At 46.5% G+C, this 19,130-nt stretch carries 20 protein-coding genes; 13 read left to right on the top strand and 7 right to left on the bottom strand.

All coding sequences use genetic code 11. The features are described 5' to 3' along the window. The first annotated feature begins 3 nt into the window (after positions 1-3). Both B153_RS0104750 and coaD read left to right on the top strand, forming a co-directional pair. Positions 4-894 carry a DUF3822 family protein gene (locus B153_RS0104750; RefSeq protein ID WP_026261913.1) on the top strand — a complete coding sequence of 297 codons (891 nt, stop codon included), beginning with the start codon at positions 4-6 and terminating at the stop codon, positions 892-894. Between the two features lie 70 nt (positions 895-964). Continuing rightward, on the top strand, positions 965-1,438 hold the full coding sequence (gene coaD / locus B153_RS0104745) for a pantetheine-phosphate adenylyltransferase (RefSeq protein ID WP_020595528.1): 474 nt from the start codon (positions 965-967) through the stop codon (positions 1,436-1,438). Between the two features lie 136 nt (positions 1,439-1,574). On the opposite strand, the gene B153_RS37585 is transcribed toward coaD, so the two are convergent. The 5 genes from B153_RS37585 to B153_RS0104725 form a co-directional block, all read right to left on the bottom strand. Beyond that, complete coding sequence (locus B153_RS37585) at positions 1,575-1,745, bottom strand: hypothetical protein (protein ID WP_020595527.1); 171 nt, start codon at positions 1,743-1,745, stop codon at positions 1,575-1,577. A gap of 57 nt (positions 1,746-1,802) precedes the next feature. Next, positions 1,803-1,976 (bottom strand): cytochrome c family protein, encoded by a 174-nt coding sequence (locus tag B153_RS37580; protein ID WP_020595526.1) that lies wholly within the window; start codon positions 1,974-1,976, stop codon positions 1,803-1,805. Beyond that, positions 1,963-2,241, bottom strand: coding sequence for a RidA family protein (locus B153_RS38835; RefSeq protein ID WP_425423140.1), 279 nt, complete (start codon positions 2,239-2,241; stop codon positions 1,963-1,965). The genes B153_RS37580 and B153_RS38835 overlap by 14 nt, the downstream gene beginning before the upstream one ends. Before the next feature lie 260 nt (positions 2,242-2,501). Then, a complete protein-coding gene (locus B153_RS0104730; protein ID WP_020595525.1) occupies positions 2,502-3,356 on the bottom strand; it encodes a sigma factor-like helix-turn-helix DNA-binding protein in 855 nt (284 codons plus the stop codon). A gap of 43 nt (positions 3,357-3,399) precedes the next feature. Further along, on the bottom strand, positions 3,400-3,990 hold the full coding sequence (locus B153_RS0104725) for a carboxymuconolactone decarboxylase family protein (RefSeq protein WP_020595524.1): 591 nt from the start codon (positions 3,988-3,990) through the stop codon (positions 3,400-3,402). A 228-nt stretch (positions 3,991-4,218) separates the two neighbouring features. On the opposite strand from B153_RS0104725, the gene B153_RS0104720 reads away from it, so the two are divergent. The 6 genes from B153_RS0104720 (at position 4,219) to B153_RS0104695 (ending at position 10,975) form a co-directional block, all read left to right on the top strand. Continuing rightward, positions 4,219-4,587 (top strand): peptidase associated/transthyretin-like domain-containing protein, encoded by a 369-nt coding sequence (locus tag B153_RS0104720; RefSeq protein WP_157634573.1) that lies wholly within the window; start codon positions 4,219-4,221, stop codon positions 4,585-4,587. A gap of 41 nt (positions 4,588-4,628) precedes the next feature. Then, on the top strand, positions 4,629-6,989 hold the full coding sequence (locus B153_RS0104715; protein WP_020595522.1) for an ABC transporter permease: 2,361 nt from the start codon (positions 4,629-4,631) through the stop codon (positions 6,987-6,989). Between the two features lie 242 nt (positions 6,990-7,231). Continuing rightward, the gene (locus B153_RS0104710) at positions 7,232-8,056 is read left to right on the top strand and encodes a hypothetical protein (protein ID WP_020595521.1); all 825 of its coding nucleotides are present in this window, start codon (positions 7,232-7,234) and stop codon (positions 8,054-8,056) included. 18 nt (positions 8,057-8,074) lie between these two features. Continuing rightward, entirely contained in the window at positions 8,075-9,103 is a 1,029-nt protein-coding gene (locus B153_RS0104705; protein WP_020595520.1) for a S41 family peptidase, read from the top strand. 37 nt (positions 9,104-9,140) lie between these two features. Next, on the top strand, positions 9,141-10,175 hold the full coding sequence (locus tag B153_RS0104700) for a sensor histidine kinase (RefSeq protein ID WP_020595519.1): 1,035 nt from the start codon (positions 9,141-9,143) through the stop codon (positions 10,173-10,175). Further along, entirely contained in the window at positions 10,172-10,975 is an 804-nt protein-coding gene (locus B153_RS0104695; RefSeq protein WP_020595518.1) for a LytR/AlgR family response regulator transcription factor, read from the top strand. The genes B153_RS0104700 and B153_RS0104695 overlap by 4 nt, the downstream gene beginning before the upstream one ends. Positions 10,976-11,104: 129 nt before the next feature. Here B153_RS0104695 and B153_RS0104690 read toward each other — a convergent pair whose 3' ends face one another. Beyond that, positions 11,105-11,815: an NUDIX hydrolase gene (locus B153_RS0104690; protein WP_020595517.1), complete on the bottom strand. Its 711-nt coding sequence runs from the start codon at positions 11,813-11,815 to the stop codon at positions 11,105-11,107. 118 nt (positions 11,816-11,933) lie between these two features. On the opposite strand from B153_RS0104690, the gene B153_RS0104685 reads away from it, so the two are divergent. The 3 genes from B153_RS0104685 to B153_RS0104675 all read left to right on the top strand — a co-directional run bounded on the left by B153_RS0104685 (position 11,934) and on the right by B153_RS0104675 (position 14,541). Beyond that, positions 11,934-13,223 (top strand): hemolysin family protein, encoded by a 1,290-nt coding sequence (locus tag B153_RS0104685; protein ID WP_157634572.1) that lies wholly within the window; start codon positions 11,934-11,936, stop codon positions 13,221-13,223. A 266-nt stretch (positions 13,224-13,489) separates the two neighbouring features. Continuing rightward, positions 13,490-14,131: a response regulator gene (locus B153_RS0104680; protein WP_020595515.1), complete on the top strand. Its 642-nt coding sequence runs from the start codon at positions 13,490-13,492 to the stop codon at positions 14,129-14,131. 35 nt (positions 14,132-14,166) lie between these two features. Then, positions 14,167-14,541, top strand: coding sequence for a hypothetical protein (locus B153_RS0104675; protein WP_020595514.1), 375 nt, complete (start codon positions 14,167-14,169; stop codon positions 14,539-14,541). Here the strand turns inward: B153_RS0104675 and B153_RS0104670 are convergent, their stop codons facing one another. Further along, on the bottom strand, positions 14,542-16,533 hold the full coding sequence (locus B153_RS0104670; RefSeq protein WP_020595513.1) for a tetratricopeptide repeat-containing sensor histidine kinase: 1,992 nt from the start codon (positions 16,531-16,533) through the stop codon (positions 14,542-14,544). Between the two features lie 237 nt (positions 16,534-16,770). Here B153_RS0104670 and B153_RS36500 point away from each other — a divergent pair, with 237 nt between their 5' ends. Both B153_RS36500 and B153_RS0104660 read left to right on the top strand, forming a co-directional pair. Further along, positions 16,771-18,288 carry an outer membrane protein assembly factor BamB family protein gene (locus tag B153_RS36500; protein WP_020595512.1) on the top strand — a complete coding sequence of 506 codons (1,518 nt, stop codon included), beginning with the start codon at positions 16,771-16,773 and terminating at the stop codon, positions 18,286-18,288. An 86-nt stretch (positions 18,289-18,374) separates the two neighbouring features. Then, a complete protein-coding gene (locus B153_RS0104660; RefSeq protein WP_020595511.1) occupies positions 18,375-19,109 on the top strand; it encodes a hypothetical protein in 735 nt (244 codons plus the stop codon). The last annotated feature ends 21 nt before the right edge of the window (positions 19,110-19,130 follow it).

The following is a 19,130-nucleotide window of genomic DNA, read 5'->3' as shown; positions in this document are numbered from 1 at the left end:
TTTGTGCAACTTGCTGTGACCCTTTCACCTACTGTAACCATTCGAGCCGATTCGTTCGATCCACGACGTACCGACCAGTCAATTCTATGCCTGGAAGTCGGAAAAGATCGGTTTCAGGTATTGGTTCAAAATGGTCGTAAGCAGGCGTTATATCTTGAAGATTATACCTTTCCGTCGCTACTGACCGACCGTTTATTAACCAATGTATTGCCGGATATTTTTCGGGATCATAAAGTCTTATCGGCGGGTCCGTGGCAGGAAATTCGGATCGGTATTAATTCGCCCTCGTTTACGCTGGTGCCCCAGCAATTGTATCGGAAAGAATATGCAAGCAGTTATCTGGCACTGATGCGTGGGAGTGAGCTGCCGGCCCATGAATTTGCCCAGGCGTTTCTTCACGCCAATGAAGGGTTTCTGACGGTATTTAATCTGGAACATCCATTAGCCGATTTCTTCTCGGAGATGTATCCGCTTCAACCGTTGACCTTCGTTCATCAGACCAGCACCCTTGTGCGGGCTACGGCCGATCTGGATCGGCATTCACTAACGCCCAATACAGTTTATTTATATTTTGAAGACGAGTTTGTGACGATTCTGTGCCGAAAAGACCACCAATTGCACTATTGTAATCGATTTGGGTATAAGAATGTGCAGGACTTAGTGTATTACGTACTTTATATACTTGACGAGCAAGGGTTACCTACCGATAGTAGTAGTATATCGCTGTATGGCGAAATCACCCCTTTTTCGGAAGCCTATATTGAACTGAGCCGTTTTCTGCCAAATCTTTCGTTCGGACAGATACCCCCGGGTTTGTCGCTGGCCAATGAATTTGACGACTTGCCAGCCCACCGCTATTTAAGTTTATACGGATTAGGTTTACTTAGTGAATGAAGGAGGGAAAGAACGATAACTGCTCCAGGCTTTTATCCGCTCTTTCGCTCATTCACTCTTTCGCTCTTTTATGAAACGAATTGCTTTGTTTCCAGGCTCGTTTGATCCATTTACGAAAGGCCATGAAGATATTGTGCTGCGTGGTTTACGACTGTTCGATGAGATTGTGATCGGTATTGGTCGTAATGCCCACAAAGAACGTTATTTTCCGCTCGACCAGATGATCCGCCTGATTGAGGGCGCTTTTGCAAACGAGCCCGCCGTCCGTGTTATTAGTTACGATGGACTGACGGCCCATGTCGCTCAGGAAGTCGGAGCCCGCTTTTTGCTGCGTGGCCTCCGCAATACAACCGATTTCGAGTACGAAAATGGAATCTCGCAGGTAAACCGATACGTTTACGAAGGCGTCGAAACGGTATTTCTGATTACGTCACCTCATCTGGCCCCTATTAGTTCGAGTATCATTCGCGACCTGCACCGCTACGGCCAACATGTCAATGAATTTCTGCCCTATCCGTTAGATGACCTGCATTTGGTCAGGTAATAGGAATTAGGAGCGAGGAGTGAGAATGGTTCGCCCAATTTCAATACCTATCAACGATCAAAATATCTTAGCGACCGTTGATTCGCTTGTCTCTATCAAACCTTAACGGCTACGTTGCCTGACTAGTAATGGAAAGTTAATCGAGCTGCTTTAGCGAATTGGTCCCATCCGGCGAAAACCGATAAGCCCGCTCAATTCCAGTCAGACTCTGATTCGTAATCGTCGTGGTGAGTGCTCCAGCCGGAACGACAAATGCAATAGCGCCGTCTGGCGAGCGAATCGTTCCACCGTCAAGGTAATCCTGCAACTGCCCAATCTCGGCTATAGAAGCTTTAAAACGACAAACGAGGTTCGCTAGCCGAACTTAAGGAGCTGGTGGCACGGGAGCCGGAACCTTGTTTTCGACGGGTTTCAGCGATTTTAAATAGGTATAGACCGCTTTCATATCGTCATCAGTCATGCGTGAGTAGTTCGGCCAGGGCATTGGCGGCAGCAGCGGCCGGGTGTTATACAGTCCTTTGGCTTTATCCTGTCGCATAGCCTTGGTAAACTAACTGACGATACCCGTTGCATCTTATGTGAAAATTAAGTCGCACAACATCTGCCAGTGAATAGTTCGCCTGCTGCAATACTGTTTCCAGGTTGTCGAAACTCAGGTTAATCTGGCAACGCATGTCGGAATCGACAGGACGACCGTCAGCGTCCATAGCCGCCTGACCAGCGCAGTACAAGGTTCGGGTTGCCTGCGGGATTTCAATGGCCTGAGCGTACCCGAGTTGGTCTTGCCACTGCCAGGGATTGATAATTGACTTTTGCAGAGTTCTAAGTATTTGGAGAAGCTTTGTGTTAAACTTCTATGCAAAAGTAGGTTGTGCAGTAGGCCTGGTATTGAAGAAATGCGACAACCGAAAATTTTAACGTGAATTAGGATTGAAAGTCGCTGATGGCAGTAGGGGACAAGCCATAAGCGAAGCCTACGGAGCCAGCATAGAGGCTTCTCACTTGGGAGCGGTTAGGGCGAATGGTAGATTTGTACAGGTTCATGCTCTAATCGAAATAGGCCTTAGGAGAGGCCGCTCCGAATGTGTAGTTTATCGGGATTACGCACGTAAAACAAGCGATTGATTTGGTTAGCCGTGCAGCCAATATAGGTCATCGAGTCCAGCTCACCGTTTTCTCGGCGAAAAATGAGGGAGCCAGGTTGCCCGTTGATAAAAGCTGATCGGTGGACAAAATCATTACTTTGATTTTCAGGTAACTGCATCACCCCTAACAAAAAACGTAGCACCTTCTGAAGACCAAACAAGGGCTTGAGACCAGCGGCCCGTTTGCCTCCTCCATCGCTGAATAAGTCAATGTCAGACCGAAGCACCTCATTGAGTAAATCGCGGTCCTGCTGCTGTAAAGCCACCAGGAAGGCCTGGGTAAGGGCATGCTGGGTGGCGGGTTCTACCGACTGAGGTTTGTCACGCGCCAGTTTCGCCTGGGCTCTGTGCAACAACTGGCGGCAGTTGTCGACCGAGAAGCCGGTGAGCTGGGCGATCATACGGTAATCTTCTGAAAAGCTCTCCCGTAGGATAAATACCGCCCGTTCCATCGGATTGAGCCGTTCCAGGAGAAATAGCAGACCGTATTCAAGGGTCGGTGGTGGCTCTGCATCCAGGGTAATATAGGGTTCGGGTAGCCAGGGACCTATGTAGCTTTCCCGCTGTTTTTTTAATTCTTCAAGACGTTTAATACTTTTATTGACCGTCATGCGTCCCAGATAGGCCTTTGAATCGTTGACATTATCCACCGTCATCCATTTTTCGTACACGTCCTGAACGATGTCTTCCGCTTCCTCGATCATACCCAGCATATTATAGGCAATCCGAAACAGATAAGGACGGAGCTGAAGTATTTGCGGGGTGATTACCATACGTAGTTGACGGCAGGGCAATAGGGCCAGCCTTTTTGTTTAATTATGCCCTAGTAGTTATTCCCCTGGCATCGGGAATGACTTTTTTCTGTGCGATCTCGCAGATCATGTCAGAGTGAATATTGAGACCAATATTACCCATGTTATAATAAAATTCAGAGGCTACAATCCAGACAATTTCGCAGATCGAGCGTTCGTCATAATGCCGGGCCAGCTTATGGAACAACTCGGCTTCCATCTGGCGATCACGGGTCAGCCGGGTGACAAAATCGAGCAATACCTTTTCTTTTTCCGAAAATAGTGGACTGCGAGTGTAGTCAGGTAGGGCGTCGAACTTAGCCTGATTCATGGAGGCCATAATGGTGTATGCCCGGCCGATATCGATACAGAAAAGGCATACATTGAGTTGCGCTACCCGTTCCCGAACCAACATAACGGTTTCGGCAGGAAGTTTAAGCTTTTTATCGAGCTGGCCAATTTTACCGGAAAACGAGCCAAAGGCGACGGGTAGCCGGACGGCCATCACCTTCATAGGGGTAATGACTTTACCGAAGCGTTTTCGGGTGAAGAAGTAAAGCAGCTTCCAGAGTAAGCTCTTGGGCTTTTCAATAGGAGTCAGAAACGGAGTATCCATTGGCGTTCGTGTTTTAAGCAAAGACCGGCTACCACCCGTTTTGTGACAAGATAGATCAGGTTTTTTTACTCAGTGACTCCACTGCGTTAACCTTCCGAATAGCCGGGACTTAATCGCTTTTTTCCATAGAGCAGGAAATAGAACCATTGGTGTAGTATGTTTAGCAAAGTACTAGGCTATACACTAACTATGGGGGCTATTCTACTTAATACATTAACTTCTGCTTATATGCTATTCGTTAAAGCTATCGTATTGGCTAGTTTGATTTTACTGCCCAGGGTTGCTGTAGCTCAGTACTTTCATGGACAAATAGGCGACAATCGCACTTATAAACCTTTACCAGAGGCCAGCATTCAGGTAAAAGACAAACCGATTAGCTGCCAGGTGAACCCCGATGGTAGTTTTGAAGTCGACCTGTCAGCCGTCTCAGATACCGATACGGTCCTTATTAGTTGCCCGGGTTATACATCTAAAATCCTGCTGAAGCAGGAACTGATCGATGCCTGGTACGACATTAAGCTAAGTCCGGTCAAAGCGCCGGGTATGATGGGACTGAATGCCGATCGTTTGCCTTCCCAACGATTCCTGAAGGATTAAAACGATCTCTTTTATACACGTTCTCAAATCACTGCCTGGTCATGATATACAACTACGTCAAAATCGCCTGGAGAAACCTGTTAAAATATAAACTCTTCTCCCTGATCAATAGTATCGGTTTGAGTCTGGCTATTCCGACCGCCTTAATGGCTTTAATTCAGATCGTCAACTATTACGAGTACGATAATTTCCATCCCGATCAAGCCCGAATTGTACGGGTCATAACTGACGAAAAACATACCGACGGCTCCATCACCAACTGGGCATCCAGTCCGGAGCCATTGGCTGCTTATGCCAAAGAAAATCTGGTGGGCATTGAGAAGGCCACCACCTTAGTCAGGGAACCAGATTTTACATTGAGTAACGGACTCAAAACAAAAAACAGTAAGGCAATTTATACCGATCCCTTCTTTTTTCAGTTGTTTAACTTTCCGCTCGAAACCGGTTCCTATCCAACCGAGCCTAATACGATTGTGCTGACTCATGAGACGGCTCAGTGGTTTTTCAATGATTCCAATCCCATTGGCAGCACCCTGGAACATCCCCAGCTAGGCAGTTTTAAAATCGTGGGTGTTTTAAAACCATTCAATCCGCAGAAAACCCAGTTCAGAACCGATGTTTTTATACCCATTGCCAGCCATGGGGTCAGTAGGTATCAACCCAGTGACTGGACCAACTTAAAGGCGCATACCTTCTTGAAACTAGCCAACGGAATGACCCTGACCAGCCTCACCCAACAGCTAGCCAACACATCCCATACGATCAATGGCTTACTCCCGTCATCTGCTGGGAAGAAACTGTATTTCAAAGGGCAATACCTGGCTGACATTTCACCCGCCAAAGACATACTCAAAAATGACCCCTACATTCAAGACGTTCAAAGTATAGCCATCAATTTCGCCTTTCAGCTCATTATCCTTTTACTGGCTTCGTTGAACTACATCAATCTAACCCTGGCCCGATCGATGAATCGAAGCCGGGAGGTTGGGGTACGGAAGGTAGCCGGTGCCACGAAAGCTCAACTGGTTTTTCAATTTTTGGTTGAATCTGTCCTGGTTTCGTACATAGCTCTGATTTTTGGGCTGCTGATTTTATGGCTGATCAAGAGCTATCTTCCTGTTTCGTGGCTCACCTGGGATATTGATCATTTAGGCTACCTGATCCTGCTCTTCTTCGTTTTCAATCTGTTGTTGGGCTTACTGGCTGGGGCTATGCCTAGCCTGATTCTGTCTTCTTTTCAACCGATAAAGGTCTTGAAAGGACAAGTAGCACCCGCCAGTTTTGGGAAGCTAGGGTTCCGCAAATCCTTACTTGTCGCTCAATTTGCCATCGCCCTGATCTATCTCTTTTTTATCGGCCATGCCTACCACCAAATCAAGTATATGGCCAACGATAACGAGAACTACCAGCGTCATCATATCTTCAATATCAACTTACCTGATTCTGCCTATCAACTCTTTGCGAGTGATATCAATGCCCTTAAAGACGTACAGAAAATAGGCTATAGCTCGCTTACGTTTGGTAATAAACCTCCACAATCCACGATTAAACCCCTAAAAAGCGAGGCTGGTCACTCGACGTTTTATTATGCCACCGACCCTGCTTTTATCAGCAATATGGGCTTGAAGTTTATGGCCGGAACCAATCTGGTGCCCAGTCATAGCGGGCAGGTGTCACCGCTGATTGTGGTCAACCAAAAGGCAGTTGAAAAGCTGGGCCTCGGTTCACCCCAGGAAGCCATCGGCAAACTGGTCATTCTGCATGATACCCTTTCCGCAACCATCATCGGAGTTGTGGCTAATTTTTGTCACTATGATTATGAACGTAAGATCGAGCCGGTCGTTTTCCAATACGCTCCTTCCTTATTTAAGGTGATGTGTTTACAGACAAACCCCCTCAGTGATCGGGAATCGGTCGAAGCATCCCTGCAAAGCCTATGGCGTAAACGCAATCCTCAGCAGGAGATGGCTTTTTCATGGCTTGATCAGGATTTGTATGAGCGTTACTTTCCCCGCCATGAAATGCAATTAATGAGCCTGGAAGGTCTGGTTATCTTCGTGATTGCGATCCTGGGACTCATCGGTATACTGACCTACAGTGTAGAAAAACGGGCTAAAGAAATCGGGATCAGGAAGGTCATTGGAGCTACTACGCTGGAAATTATAAAATTGATGTCGAGGGAGTTTATTAATCTATTGGCCTTTGCAACGATCATCGCCCTACCGAGTGGAATCGCCATTGGGATGTACATGAATACGTATTTTGTCTTCAATAATGGGTTAAGTTATGGGATAATGGGTTTTCTGTGGTTGCTCGTTGTTGGGGTTGCGTTAGGGGCGGTAGGGTATTTTTCAGGAGCAGCCGCTCAAACCAATCCTGCTAAAACCTTGAAGAGCGAGTAAATGCGGCTAACTGACATATGGTGTATGATTCAGGCTTAAGTGCTTGAGTTGCCAAAGGCGTTAGGTTATTGAATCGAATGAATCTATGGGCTGCAAATAGAAAGGCCGAACTGAAAATCATTTTCAGTTCGGCCTTTCTATTTGCAGGTTGACTATGGATCTTTTCCACCTCGTCGGCCAGAACTTTAAAACAGGTGCTGCACAGGTCAATTTTGCGATCTCAAGCAAACAACACCGTCTACATGAATTTACTTGTCAAAACGTCTCTTTTGTTCGCTATTATTGCCCAGGTAGGACTCACCGCTAAAGCACAGATGTACCAAAACAGTATTGGGCTGTCTATAGGAACATTTCGACTCTACTCACTTGATGAGCAAGCCTCTCCACTTCGGTATGCTGGCGTGCTAAAACCACTGGTTGGACTATCCTATCATCATCATTCAGAAAATTCACACGTCAATCTGCGGCTGTCTGGTGGGGCAGGTACCATGAACCCCGAGCGTTTCGGCGCTCGGACGTACACAACGACGTTCGATGATGGTACTCCCTATACGTACCAGATTTCGTCAGCATTGTACCATATGAATCTCGAAGTGGATTACCTCCGGCGCATCGGTCCGGTTGAACCAACCCGGTTGACTACCTGGGTAGGCGGTTCATTTCAGGAGTCACTGCTGTATGCAGATGAAGTGGCTAATTTCCCATGGGTTGTCAACACCGCCACGTTGTCGCCCCTCATCCAGAGCGAGTATAGGTTTGCCGCCGATCACAGCCTGACCTTACGTGTAGATATGGCCGTTGTGGGATTAATCACCCGCGCCATTTGGGCCAACTTCCCTAAGTCCACTCGAGATAATAACGTTACTGCCTTTTTTAAGCAGGGTACGAATCCAGCCACAGTGAATAAGATGGGTAAGGTGAACGTACAGCTTGGGTATACGTATCGGATCAGCCCACGGTTTAGTTTGGGAGCCATGTACCGGGCTCGTTACCTATCCTATCCGGACCCTCGCCCGATTCGCGCTTTAACCAGCTCTGTTTCTCTGGAAGGTGAAATCCATTTTTAAACAACCTCGAAAACGACCATGAAATATCGCCGTACATTCTTCCTATTGTTGTTGGTTAGCGCTCTGTTCACTTCCTGTTCCAACCGACTTATTGGTCCTGAATTACCCAATACGCCCATTGCCAATTTCGACTATCTGTGGAGTGAATATGATAAACTTTATGGAGCTTTTGAGCCGAAAAAGCTCGACTGGAACGCCCTTTATCAAACCTACCGGCCACAGGTGAACCAGCAGACGACCGATGCCGAACTCTACCGGGTTATGGTTGCCCTTCTCAATCACCTGGACGATAACCACGTGTATCTGCGACCTACTGCCAATACGCAGCTACCCTGGTATAATGGGGGGATTCTGGGGCGCACCAAGATAACGGATTATGATGGCACCGTGGTAAAAAAATACCTGACCGAAAGTCGAACAATTACCAGCGAACTGGTCTGCGGAAAATTAGCTGATCGGGTGGGTTACATACTGCTGAAAGGCTTTGAACAGAATATGGATACGTATGAGAAATCAATGGATTCGGTACTAACCTATCTTCAGGATACCAAAGGCTTAGTGATTGATCTGCGTGAGAATGGGGGAGGGGAAGACCGAGTCGGGCAGTATATCGCCAATCGATTTGCTACGGAACGGCATCTATCCTTCACTGCCCGTTTGCGCAATGGCCCCCAGCATACTGATTTTGGGCCCGAACTGCGATTTTATACCGAACCAGCCGGCCGTTTTCAGTATACTAAGCCGATCGTTGTGCTTACCGATAGAACGACTTACAGCACGGGCGAAACATTCATGCTGGCCATGCTTCAGAACAAAACCGTCACGCAGGTAGGCGACCTCACAGGCGGTGCATTTTCGGACGCGGTGACGCGTGATCTACCCAATGGCTGGAGCTTCCGCGTACCCCTTGCCGATGTGCGCGACGCCAATGGCCATAATCTCGAAGGTATCGGTATCAGGCCTCAAGTGGTCGTTATTAATCAGCCCGAAGACCTGAAGGCGGGCCACGATCGGGCGCTGGAAAAGGCGCTGGAATTGCTTCGCTAAGCCTACTAACGTATATTGGTTTTCAGAACCTGCCCGTATGACTCGTTTAAATGACCTCTGGTTTCGCCTGGTCGGTATCCCCGTAATTGCGTTGCTGGGTGACTGGATTTTCTACGACCAGATTAACCGGCAGCATGGCCTTTCTTTCTGGCTCGACTATGGCGTTAGTTTAGTCGAAGTATCCCTGCTGTGGACCATCAGTCGCTACGGTATTTACCGTTCGCGAAAGCGGTATCCAACCTTGAGTCAGACGCAGCAACGGATTATCTTTCAAGTCGTGTGGTTTATTCTGATCACCGGCCTGTTCAGGCTAATTACGTCAGCGATTTACGATGTAACAATGATCTGGGGTTACCACTATACCCCATTGCGTTACCTGTATAATATTGCCGTGGGTATCTTCTGCGTAATTCCCGTTGCGGCTATTTACGAAGGCCTATATCTCTACCGACAGTGGCGATTGACTTATTTTGAAGCAGAAAAATTAAAGAAAATCACCCTGCAAACCCAGCTTGAATCACTTCGGGAACAGGTCAAACCGCACTTTCTGTTTAACAGCCTGAACACCCTGCAAGGATTGGTGATGGAGGACGAAAAAGAGCAGGCTATCACATTCATCATCAACCTCTCGCAGGTTTATCGCTTCTTGTTACAGAGTAATGAACAGTTAGTTATTCCGCTGGCGAAAGAACTGGAGTTTATACGAGCCTATGTCGATCTTCTCAAAACTCGTTTTGAGAACGGGTTACTGTTGCAGATCGACATTGCCCCTGAACTCATGGCCTACCGTCTTCCCCCGCTGACCGTACAGATGCTGATCGAAAACGCCGTTAAACATAACAGGGTTTCTGCCATCCAGCCACTTACGATTCGGATTTACACGGACCCGGCTCAGAATCTTGTCGTCGTCAATAACCGACAACCCAAACAATCTGCTGTGACCTCGAACCGAATGGGGCTTACCAATATTGCGGCTAAATACCGACTATTGAATCAGGCCGATATTATTATCCATCAAACCGAGACAACGTTTCAGGTTTCCGTACCACTACTTAAACCAACCCCGGCATGAATATCCTGATTGTTGAAGATGAAGCAGTAGCTGCCCGCCAGTTGAAAGCCATGCTGAGCCGGGCAGGCGACGATATTGTTGTCCTGGCGGTATTAGACAGCATTGAAACAACGGTCGCCTATCTGCGCAATGCACCTCGTCCCGACCTGATCTTACTGGATATCGAACTCTCCGATGGGCAGAGTTTTGCCATCTTTAGTCAGGTAAGCGTAACAAGTCCAATTATTTTCACGACCGCTTACGATGAATATGCCCTGCGGGCTTTCGAAGTAAATAGTGTGGATTATCTGCTCAAACCCATTGACGAAGCCTCTCTGACGAAAGCCCTGGATAAATTTCGGCAGTTACGCCAAACATATGGGGGGATTCATCCGAACCAGCTTAGCAGCACCAGTAATCTACTAACACCAATAGAGGAACTGGTTCGCCAGATCAATCAGTACCAGCACCCGACTAATTTGTTCCGGGATCGGTTTCTGGTACATATGGGGCAGCGGTTAGTGCCGCTGGAGGTAGCGGAAGTGGCTTATTTTTTCTCAGCCAATAAATTAACCTATCTCAAAACCCAGTCTGACAAGCAGTATGCGATCGATTATTCGCTCGATGAGCTGGAGCAATCGCTCGACCCCCGCCAGTTTTATCGAGCGAATCGGCAGTTTATTGTCAGTCATAAGGCCGTGCAGAAAGTCCATTTCTATTTCACCAGTAAGCTGAAAGTAGATCTCAGCCCATCGTCGGATGAAGATGTCATTATCAGTCGGGAAAAGGCGATGGCGTTTCGTCGCTGGTTGGGAGAATAGCCAGACAAGGGCAGTAGCTGAGTGCCACCATGAAGCCCAGCGCCCAAGTTAGGCGTACCAGCATTGGCCAGAAAACTTTAGTCGTGAAAATGGTCGGGCCATTTTCACGACTAAAGTTTTCACCCCTGACTACTCCACTTTTTGCCCCTTTCCGGCTTCGTCAATTACGTAACGGATGGAACTGAAGGAGTTGGTTAAGGCCAGTTTCGTTTCGCGCCAGTTGAGCCAGGCTAATTTTTCGATGTCTTCATCTTCCTGCGGAGTCATCTGGCTGTCGTCCAGTGCGGCCATCCGATACCAGCGTGTCCGTTTCAGGATACGACTACCATTCAGGGTGTAGGTGTGCCAGGTGGTACAGATTCGTTCGCCAACGGCTACCTCAACGCCAGTTTCTTCCTCTACTTCACGAACGGCCCCTTCTTTTGAGGATTCACCTGGATCTAATTTTCCTTTTGGTAAATCCCAGACGCCCCGTCGAAACATAAGCAGAATTTTGTCGTCTTTATAGACCACGCCACCGGCTGCTTTAATGACTTTAAACGGCTTTTTCATTGCTTCTTCACAGGCATCTTTATCCAGGCAGCCTAGTGTTACGGAAAGCAGATTACTGGTTTCCGACCGTTGAAGGAGAGAAAGGAGCTTGCTGACCGTTGCCGGATTGGCGTTCAGAATCAGTAAGTGTCCATGAAGAGAATCCGCTTTAAGCACCTCTAAACGGGCATCGACAATTTCGTCATAATCTGTAAACGTTGGTTGAGATACCGACATGGAGCCGGTTAACTGAGCAGCGGCTTTGGGGCCAATGAGCCGAATTGGCTGGTCGTTAATGAAAACAATCATCAGAGCATAGGCGGTTCGAACCGTAAAAGTAGTAAAATGGATGGTCAGTCGTATGACCGAAACAGTTGCAAACCAGTTCAGTTTCTATATTTTTGCAGCAGGACAACCTTCTTCCTTCGTGGAACTCCTTATCATTCTACTATTGACGATCCTGAACGGCGTGTTCTCGATGTCAGAAATTGCCTTAGTTTCTTCGCGCAAGTCTAAATTAGAAACCGCTGCCAAAAACGGTGATCGTCGGGCACAGGTGGCGCTCGACCTTTCCAATTCACCCAATCGCTTTTTGTCGACGGTGCAAATCGGTATTACCCTGATCGGTATTTTGCTCGGTATTTTTTCGGGCGATAAACTGACGGACGACGTTCAGAATTTTGTAGTTCAGGTTTCGTTCCTACAGCCTTACGCCCACTCGATTGCCGTTGTGCTGGTACTGCTCCTGTTAACCTATCTGTCGCTGGTGTTTGGTGAACTTGTGCCCAAACGAATTGGGTTGTCGAATCCGGAAGGGATCGCCAAAACAATGGCGGGGCCAATGATCCTGCTTTCAAAGATAACCTCACCTTTTATCGCCCTGCTCACCGTTTCCAGCGATTTGCTGCTGAAAGTACTGAATATCAAGCCCAACGAAAGTGCCGTAACCGAAGAAGAAATCAAAAGCCTGATTCAGGAGGGGACTTCAGGAGGAGCTATTGAAGAAATTGAGCAGGAAATTGTACAGAATGTCTTTCAGCTTGGCGACCGCAAGGTTACCTCTTTGATGACGAACCGTCAGGAAATTGTTTATCTTGATCTGGAAGATGACCTGGCCGAAAACAAAGCCAAAATTCTGGACTACAAGCACTCTGTTTATCCGCTTTGTAACGGTGGGGTCGATGATGTAGTGGGCCTGATTTATTCCAAAGATTTTCTGGGGAAAGATCTGGATACTGAACTGATGCATTTGAACGACATCAAACGGGATGCTTTGTTTGTTCCGGAGAACAACCGGGCGTATCAGGTGCTGGAACGTTTTCGGGAACGACGTCAGTATGTAGGGGTTATTGTTGATGAATATGGAGGAATTCTAGGTATTATCACGCTCAATGACATTCTGGATGTGCTGGTTGGCGATATCAATGATGATGTTAATGCCGATTACGAAATCCGTGAACGTGAAGACGGAAGCTTCCTGATCGATGCCCAACTGCCATTCGAAGACTTCCTGTCGTATTTCTCCATCAATATCAATGCACAAACCAAACGGGAGCTGACAGGCTTCGACACCCTGGGTGGCTTTGCGCTCCATATTCTGAAAGATATTCCGAAAACAGGCGAGTCATTTGTTTGGCACGGTTACCGCTTCGAGATTATGGATATGGATAAAAGCCGGATTGATAAGATATTGGTTAGTAAAATAGGGGAAGAATAAGTGCTCAAGATCGAACGTATACGGCGCCCGGCAATTTGTCGGGCGTTTCTGTTTACTGGAGATGGACGGAATATCCTCAAATTCTAGGATGTGAAATCGTTAATTCTAAGGATTTATAGGCAATCTGAAAACGCACATTTTTGCCTCATCAGTCAACAGCGATAATGAAGTAGTGAAACCAGGTAATAAAGATAACGTACATAAAATTAGGCTTTTGTGTATTTATAATTCAAATTACGGCCCAGTTATCAGTTACATCCACGTCCATGCGTATTCTACTTGCCGAAGACCATCGAATTTTGCTGGATAGTTTAGCGATGCTCCTGTCGAGCCTTGAAGGCATTGAGGTGGTTTCTAAGCATACCAATGGCAAGCAGGTACTGACTGCACTGGAAATAGAACCCGATATTGACCTTGTCGTTTCTGATCTGCAAATGCCGATCATGGGAGGTATCGAACTGACGCTTCAACTCCGCGAACGATTCCCTCGTGTCCGTATCTGTTTGCTCACTGTAGCCGACCAGCCTGACGCCATAAAGGAAGCGGTACGTGCTGGTGCCGATGGCTATGTATTGAAAAGTGCCGATCGGTCAGAGCTGGAAATGGCGTTGTCCATGATTGAAAAAGGACACAAATTCTACAGCCAGCAGGTGCTGATGCAATTGGCCAACGAAACCGGGTTGGAGTTAGCCCCGGCGCTTGATAAACCCCAAAAAATTGCTATTACCCAACGCGAGCTGGACGTACTGAAACTGATTGCACAGGAGTATTCAGGTACGCAGATTGCCGAAAAGCTATTTATTAGCCCGACTACTGTCGAAACACACCGCAAGCATTTAATGCAGAAACTAGGTGTTCAGACCACGATTGGCCTAGTGAAATACGCCCTTAAATTTCAGATTGTTTAACTAAATCAGTTCACCTTTTAACTTCCACTATTGGTATGATTGATCCAGTACACCGACTGATTCCTTTGCAGAGTTTTGCCCGTATTAGCGGAAATACAGCTGTGCTCATTGATGAAAAAGGCGACCTCATAGGTCAGGATCCACTCTATTTTGCAGATGGTGCATTAGCTAATGACGTAGCCTTTACAACAATGATTAAAGGAGAACCGATTAGCTTCATAAATACACGGGTTGAGTTGGATGAGCCTTCGCTTGCAACGTATCATGAACTTGCCCGAACGTTCAAGGAATCTGGTAAGCCTTCATTTGCTACTGCAGCGGCCTACAAGATACTGTCGGAATCGACAGATGGTAAAAACCCGATTAAACGTCCTCCATTAGAAATGGAATTGGAACCGCCACACTTATAATTAATGTGAAATAGAATAACTACCATTGTCCGAATCCCCATTGGTCTGAACGATTTCAATGGGGATTTTTATATGTATACGCGTTCCTTTGTCGGTGGGTCGAATCGTATCGAACGCCCCACCAAGGGATTCTAATCGAGTTTGTATATTTTGTAAACCAACTCCCCGTCTACCATGACTTTGGCTTAAACCAATGCCATTATCACTAACCCCCACATTGATACTGAATGCTGTTCGGGTTAAGCGAATATCGACCAAGGTAGCCTGAGCGTGTTTAATAGCATTATTGATCAACTCCAGCACAATAGTATACACGTTGAATTCAATAGCTAGTGGAAGTCGTTCGGTTAAGGCGGTTGTTGTAAGCGAGAATTGGAGAGGAGAATTCTGGTTTAGTTTATTGACCAATGTGGTCAGCGTTGTATTTAAGCCTTCTTTTTCAAGCTCTGCGGGCAGAATGTTGTGTGAGATATTTCGTACTTCAGAGTAAGCGTTCTGGATTAGCGATTTTACATTTTGATAAACGGATTGTTCTGATTCCGATAGATTTTTCGGGTTAATATACTGAATACTCATATTGACTGCACTAAGCAAACTGCTCAGATTGTCATGAAGCTCGATAGCTACTCGTTTTCGTTCTATCGTCTGCCCTTTAAATAGCGCTTCCTTTATCTCTTCATTTTTTTGAATAAGTTCAGTATTAGCCCTGACAAGTTCGGTTGTGCGTTCATGTACCCGTTTTTCAAGCGTTTTGTTGATGTCGGCAAGCTGTTTTTGCGCATTTTGAAGGAGAACTCTCTGTTGATCTATTTCCTGATTTTTGGTTTTTAGTCGTCTGTTATTCCAAAAGAGCAAGCCTGCGATGAGTACTATAACGGCAATACCTAAAAACAACCCATTACGTGTTTGAGCCAGTTGTTGATTTTGATTTTGCTGAGCCAGTAATTGAACCTGTTTTTGTTGTAAGTCATTTTCTTTCTGTACATTGTCGTACTGAGCCTGTAGTGATTCGATACGTTGTTCATCCCGTTCTTTCGATAAGCTATCTTTCAGTAAGACGAAGTTTTCGTAGGCTTTTAAGGCTTTTGCTGGTTGGCCTGTGTGCTTAAAAATAATATAGTATAATTCCTCTGCTTCACGTGACACACTACTGATATTGGACCGAGCAGCCATTTCTCGGGCCATATGGCAATATATTAACGCCTGCTGCCATTTTTGCTGTTTTATATATAAGCGACTTATATTGAGCAGAATAGCGCCTTCCATGTCTTTGCTACCTACTTGTCGGGACAGTCTCAACGATTTCTGGTAATAGACTAGTGCCTCGGGTAAATTTCCCATTGCTTTGTAGACCCATCCAACGGCATGGAGGCCCTGCGCTTCGAACCATTGATCGTGTTGACTTTTGCCCAGCTCATAAAGTTCCTGATTGATTCGCAAAGCATCTTTTAGTTTACCTTGCTCCCGATAAACCGATCCTAGCGAATTCAATATTGGTAACTGAATTTGTGGATCAGGATGCTTGCGTAGAAGGGCGAGCCCTGCCAAACAAAGTTTCTCCGCCTTTTGATAATCGTTCAGACTTGTGTAAGCGTGAGCCAGAGCCCCTTGCGACATAGCTATTCGGCCGTATTGGTTTAATTTTTCAGCTAGTAAAAGTGCTTTGTAGTGAAACTGGATACTCTGATAATGATCTCCTTTTACCTGATAGAGATAACCTGCAAACTGGTAAGCGTAGATAAGCTCTTTCTGCAAGTTTGGACGGCTACAAAGCTTAAGCATCAGATTTGTGTAATGCACCGATGAGTCTAGGTTAATATCGACAAAGTCGTTCATGACCGCTCTTAACGTTTTGTAAAGAAGCGTGTCTCTGGCAGGCCCATCTGGCTGTTTGTCCAGCAATCTTAACTCCCGTTTTAAACTGTCGAGTTTAGGGGGCTGCGCCAGGCAGACCTGGGCAGTAAGACATAAGGCAAGTATCAGCTTTTTCATAGAATGGTGGATTACGAACAAACATACTAAGTCTCACTTAATTTCCAATCTGGCTGGCTGGGTTGACATAGCACGGCAATATCCTAGAATTCAGGGATATAAAATCATAAAAATCCGGGATTTCGGCAGGAGACATCGATGCGGACCTTTGACCTGTTCATTTAGAGTTCGGTATGGGCTCTATGTATAGACTGAAATCAAATCCGTTCGTTCAGTTATTCCCAAATCAACTAAGCCATGAAATCCTCATTTCCGCTTCTCTCCACTCTGTTTTGCCTCCTGTTGTGGGGTGCCTCCTGTAAGAAAACAGAGGATACTCCAACGCCAGGTGGGGGTACTACCACATCAGGCACCAAAAGCTCGGCTAAATCGATCACTGCCTTTGCGTTTAACGCGCTTAGCCCTGCAGTTACTGGAACGATTGACGTTACGACCAAAACCATTTCGGCCACCGTTACCAATGGAACCGACGTAACGAAACTAGTACCCACCATCATGGTGTCCGACAAGGCGACAGTTTCACCCGCTTCGGGATCGGTGCAGGATTTTTCGAAAGCTATAACCTATACCGTCACAGCCGAAGATGGTAGTACGCAGGCGTATGTGATGACCGTTACAGTAGCGAGTGCAGGAACGAACAGCGCAGTGTCGTCGGATCAGGTTATCTACTTTTTTATCTCAGAGGGCAAAACGGATAATACTACCGGCAAGTATTCTTCCATAAAAAGCATTGTGGCTATTGACGCCCTATCTGGGAAAAGCGCTGGCTCTTTTAACCTGGGAACTGAAATTCCAAATAATAGCGCACCCTACATTAGTACGTATATTCCCGGAACAAGTGGTGATGGTAATACGGCCTATCCGAGACTGTATGACAATGGACTATTGTACACATTTCAGACAAAGAAGGTAAATGCCATCGACGCGAAGACCGGAGCTATAAAATGGTCATCAACCATTGATGATTACTCGTCGTCAGGTGGTGAGCCTGTAGTGGATAATGGAATGCTATTCGTTAGTGGTAGTAAGCATATCTATGCGCTGGAGACAGCAACGGGGAAATTAAAATGGGATTTCTCGTATACCGACCGGATCAATACCTTCACGGCCTCGAATGGATTGCTGTACGTTGGGTATGGCGATGTTAACTATAGTGGCGGTTTGCTGGCTATTGATATTGCCACCGGAAAAGAAAAATGGACTGTAAAAACAATCGGCGTTGTCACGAATCCAGCGGTGTCGAATGGGGTTGTGTATTACGGCGATGCTAAAAATAAAGTGTATGCAGTTGATGCCGCAACTGGAACCAAAAAGTGGGAATACCTGACCGGTGGTATGGTACAGACCAGTCCGACAGTGTCAGATGGAATCGTGTACATTGGCAGTGAAGACCGGAAGGTATATGCATTAGATGCGGCCACGGGTAGCAAAAAGTGGGAGTTTACAGCCGCAGGAACGAAAAGTACTTATGGTGGCTTAATCGCAGATGCCGATAATCTCTACTTCTCAGCTTACAACGGTTCGGCCTTCGTCATCAATGCGCTTGATAGAAAAACAGGAGCAAAAAAATGGGAGGCTACCTCGTCTGAGGAAAGTGTACCCGTTGTAACAAACGGAATCCTGTATTATGGTCAGCAGGCATTTGATACGGCAACAGGTGCCAATAAAAACTGGGGTCTAAAGAACCTGTCCAGTCCATGCATTGTCAGCAAAGGTAAATTTTTCGCCAGCAGCAATAGCGGTATGGTTCAATAGTTCGCCTACCCCTTTGTTACTCTTCTTCGCCTTTAGTTCCGACAGCAATTGATTCAGGTACCATCTTTTCGTTCGATAAAATAATCATGAAAACATCCAGCTTTACGCTGCTTTTGGCGGCTCTTATCACCGTCTTTTTAACGTCCAGTAGTTCTTCCTGTAGCAAAGAGGACAAAACTCCCGCTCCTGATTTGTCGAAAGGTTACCCCGATGCCTTTACGAACAAAATGTCGCCCAAGAAGCTGGCGAACCTGAAAAAAGCTGGTGCCACCATTTACGAAGGCCAGGACCCACCCGCCCTCGACGGTATTTTCAAAGCGGTTGAGTTCATTTATTCAGATTCAGACGGGATAGATGTGGGGGAGAAGCTTACCGGGTTTACCGATTTCCAGTTCTCAAAATTTGAAGACCATAATAAACAATGCCTGATCGACTGGGCGCAATGGAATGATAAAGACGGAAGTCTGATTGGAATCTCTGAAGGAGGAGGCAAGTATTTTCCAATGGCTGGGCATGGCAACAACTTCACGGTGGATGCCGCCGAGCAGATCACGGATGCAAAGACTGGAAAAAAGTACGACTACTACAGCTTTTATTCTGGACAGGTAACGGCCGATGGAATCAGAAATTGGGAGAGTGGCCTCTACGAAGTTGATCAAAATGACAACATTACCTGGATACGCATTTTTCACGACACAGATAATTTTCTACCAAGAGAGATTGTAAAACCCGGTGGGCGTTTATCGGCCCGGCCGGTTGCCGATGTGGGAGGAAAGTCCGATAGTCAGCTCGAGCAGTTGATTTTACATCGGCATCGGTAAAAACAGCATGCTTAAGATGTC

Source organism: Spirosoma panaciterrae DSM 21099 (assembly GCF_000374025.1).
In the GTDB taxonomy this organism is placed as follows: Bacteria; Bacteroidota; Bacteroidia; order Cytophagales; family Spirosomataceae; genus Spirosoma; species Spirosoma panaciterrae.
This window is presented reverse-complemented; position numbering and strand designations above follow the sequence as displayed.